Annotated in this window: 3 protein-coding genes; 1 reads left to right on the forward strand and 2 read right to left on the reverse strand. The window is 70.3% G+C overall.

The window, feature by feature from the left end; translation table 11 throughout:
* Window positions 1–731: arabinosyltransferase C-terminal domain-containing protein (locus tag G6021_RS03545; protein WP_182640674.1), on the forward strand; the 731-nt coding region annotated here is incomplete at its 5' end.
* Between the two features lie 215 nt (window positions 732–946).
* Here the strand turns inward: G6021_RS03545 and G6021_RS03550 are convergent.
* Together G6021_RS03550 and G6021_RS03555 are read right to left on the reverse strand one after the other, a co-directional pair.
* Window positions 947–2500, reverse strand: a complete 1554-nt coding sequence (locus tag G6021_RS03550) for an acyl-CoA carboxylase subunit beta (protein ID WP_095717079.1) — start codon at window positions 2498–2500, stop codon at window positions 947–949.
* Window positions 2497–3595, reverse strand: a 1099-nt coding sequence (locus G6021_RS03555) for an alpha/beta fold hydrolase (protein WP_182610013.1), incomplete at its 5' end; no start/stop codon positions are given. The genes G6021_RS03555 and G6021_RS03550, both read right to left, overlap by 4 nt.

Below are 3595 nucleotides of genomic sequence, written 5' to 3' on the forward strand. Positions count from 1 at the left end.
GGCTGCCGGAGAACCGCGAGACGCACCCGCTCCTGGTGATCTCGGCCGCCGGACGGATCGGCCGCTACGACGCCGACGGCCTGTACAAGTACGGGCAGGAGGTCATCGTCGAGTTCGGTCGCGCCGCCGGGGACGGAGCCGACGTGGTGGGAGAACCCGTCGTGCCGTTCGACATCGGCCCCGCCCCCACCTGGCGGAACCTGCGGGTCGACATGCAGGACGTGCCGGCCGAGGCCGACGTCATGCGGATCCTGGTCGACGACGACGACCTGACCCCCGACCAGTGGGCGGCGATCACCCCGCCGCGCGCGCCCGAGCTCGTCACGGTCCAGGAGCTCGTCGGATCGGAGTCTCCCGTCATGCTGGACTGGGCGGTGAGCCTGCAGTTCCCGTGCCAGCGGCCGTTCTCGCACTACGCGGGGGTCGCCGAGCTGCCGGAGTACCGGATCCTCCCGGACCGTCCACTGGCGGTGGCCGCCACCAGCACGTGGCAGTCGTACGAGTCGGGGGGCCCGCTCGGGTGGATCGAGGTCGCCCAGCGCGCCCGCACGATCCCGTCGTACCTGCGGCACGACTGGAACCGGGACTGGGGCTCCATCGAGGCGTACACCCCGCTGGGGACCTACCAGGAGGACCCGCCGGCGCCGGCCGAGGTGACCACCGGGACCGAGACCCGCTGGGGTTGGTGGCAGCCCGAGGGCCCGATCCTCGTGACCGACCCGGAGTCCTAGTCCGGGCTACCGGCCCGAGCCCCCAGGGCCCGGACACAGGGGCAGCGCGTCCCGCGTGGGATGCGCTGCCCCTTGTCGTCGGTGTGATGTCTCGGGACATCACACAAGCCCCGGCACACCGTACGTTCAGCCAGCACTACCAGGGGTCGGGGACGACGAAGGCCGGCCCGCCTCCGGAGAGAGCGGACCGGCCCAGGCGTGCTGCCGCGCGTCGGCTACAGCGGCGCGATGGGGTGCTTGCGCGGGGGCTCGTTGCGGACCTTGTCGCGCAGCTGGGCCAACGCGCCGCGCAGCACCAGACGGGTCTGCGACGGCTCGATCACCGCGTCGATGTACCCGCGCTCGGCGGCCGAGTACGGGGTCGCGATGAACTCGTTGTACATGTCGATCAGCTGCTTGCGGAGCTTGGGACCCTCTTCCGGGCCCGCCTCCTCGATCTGCCGACGCTGCAGCAGGTCCACCGCGCCCTCGGCGCCCATCACCGCGATGCGTGCGGTGGGCCAGGCGAAGTTGAGGTCGCCGCCGAGGTTCTTGGACCCCATCACGGCGTAGGCGCCGCCGTAGGCCTTGCGGACGACGAACGTGACCTTGGGGACCGAGGCCGCCACCACGGCGAAACCCATCTTGGCCCCGCGGTGGATGATGCCGAGTTTCTCCTGCTGCAAGCCCGGGAGATAGCCGGGGGTGTCCACCACGTAGACCAGCGGGATCGAGTAGGCGTCACACAGCATCATGTGCCGCGTCGCCTTCTCCGACGCGTCGATGTCCAACGCGCCCGACAGGTGCAGGGGCTGGTTGGCGACGACGCCGACGGACTCGCCGTCGACCCTGGCGAAGCCCGTGATGATGTTGGACGCGAACTGTCCGGAGGTCTCCACGAACTCGCCGTCGTCGAACATCCGCAGGAGCACGTCGTGCATGTCGTACGCGGCGTTGTCCGTGTCCGGGATGATTGAGTCCAGCTGACGATCCGACTCCGTGGTCTCCGCCTCGAGACCCGGGTTGATCCGCGGTGCCTTCTCGGCCGCCGAGGACGGCAGGTAACTCAGCAGGTTACGCACGTACATGAAGGCGTCGTGCTCGCTCACGGCCACGTGGTTGACGTTGCCGTTCTTGGCCTGCTGCAGGGCCGAGCCGAGTTCGTCCATGGTGACGTCCTCGCCGGTGACCTGCCGGATCACGTCGGGGCCGGTGACGAACATGTACGCCTGGTCCTGGACCGCGATCACGAAGTCGGTGGTCGCGGGGGCGTAGACGGCGCCGCCCGCGCACTTGCCCAGCATGATCGAGATCTGGGGCACGTACCCGGAGGCCGGGTACTGGCGCCGGGAGATCTCCGAGTAGTAGGCCAGCGAGGTCACGGCGTCCTGGACTCGCGCGCCACCGGAGTCGTTGATGCCGATGATGGGGCACCCGACCTTGATCGCGAAGTCCATGATGGCGCAGACCTTCTTACCGAAGCCCTCGCCGACCGACCCGCCGAACACCGTGTTGTCGTGCGCGTACACGGCCACCGGGCGACCGTCGATGGTGCCGCGACCGGTCACCACACCGTCCCCGAACGGGTTGTCCGGGCTCCCCGGAGCCTTGGCCAGCTGGCCCATCTCCACGAAGCTTCCCGCGTCGAGCAACTCCGCGATGCGCTCGCGCGGCGGGGTGTGGCCCGCGGCGTCGCGTCGGGCCCTGGCCCGCTCGCTGCCCGGGTCGCGGGCCTGCTCGGTCTTAACCCGCAGTTCAGCGAGCTTCTCCGCGGTGGTCCTAGCCGTCACGCGTCCGATCCCTTCAGTACTCCCGCGTCGATCTCGACGAGTCGACGCGCCAGGTGCTTTCCGACCGTACTGACCACCGGCTCGTCGACCACCGCGAGGTGGTCACCCTTGAGCTGGACCACCTCCAGATCGGAGACGATCCGGGCCCAGCCACCGTCGCGGTCGACGTGGGCGTAGCGGGGTTCGAGCTCGATGGCGCCCTCGTGCATACGCTCCGCACGGTAGAGCACGAACGGCACCTCCGCACCCACTCCCGACCACGTGGACAGGTCCGCGCTCTGCAGGATGCGGTTGTCGACGAAGCTGGCCCGCTGGTGCTCGATGACGCCCCCACCCATGGCGTTCGCCTCGGCGCCCAGGCCCTCCAGGAGCATTCCCAGTACGCCGTCCTCGCCGTGCTCGGCGAGGAACTCGCGCGGCACCTCCACGTCCAGGCCGTAGGTGCGCTTGGCGAACTTCGAGTAGCGCTTCCAGCGTGCCTCCGCCTCGTCGAGAGTGTCCGGGATCGGCTCGGACGGCTGCACGGTGTCCAGGAGGGCCACCAGCGCCACGACGTCGTCGGCGGCCCGCAACTGACGGGCGACCTCGACGGCCAGGGCGCCACCGAAAGACCAGCCGCCGAGCGCGACGGGACGCCCCGAGGCGATCTCCCGGATCCTGTCCAGGTACCCGGCGGCCCTCTCCTCCAGCGGCCCCTCCGTGCGCTCGACGCCGTAGACCGGGGTGTCACCGTCCAGCCGATCGACCAGCGGTTCGTATACGAACGACGATCCGCCGGCCGCGTGGAACAGGAACAGGGGTGTGCTGTCGGTGGAACCCTCGCGAAGAACGCGGATGTTGCCCTCCACCGCCACCTCGGTGAACGGGCGCAGCAGGTCGGCGACCTCCGCGATCGTCGTGGCCCCGGCCAGCTGCTCGGCGGTGATCTCGCCGCCACATCGGGTCGACAGCCGCTCGGCCAGTGCCGTCCGGGTGGAGTCGTCGAGCGCGGGCAGCGTCCCGGTCACCCCGGGTGCCGCCGTACCGGTGACCACGGCCCACGCGCCGAAGGCCATCCGCTCGGTGTCGTCCCGGGGGGCGATGGCGACGTCGGGC

Origin of the sequence: Dietzia sp. CW19, assembly GCF_014145265.1 — a bacterium.
Classification (GTDB): domain Bacteria; phylum Actinomycetota; class Actinomycetes; order Mycobacteriales; family Mycobacteriaceae; genus Dietzia; species Dietzia natronolimnaea.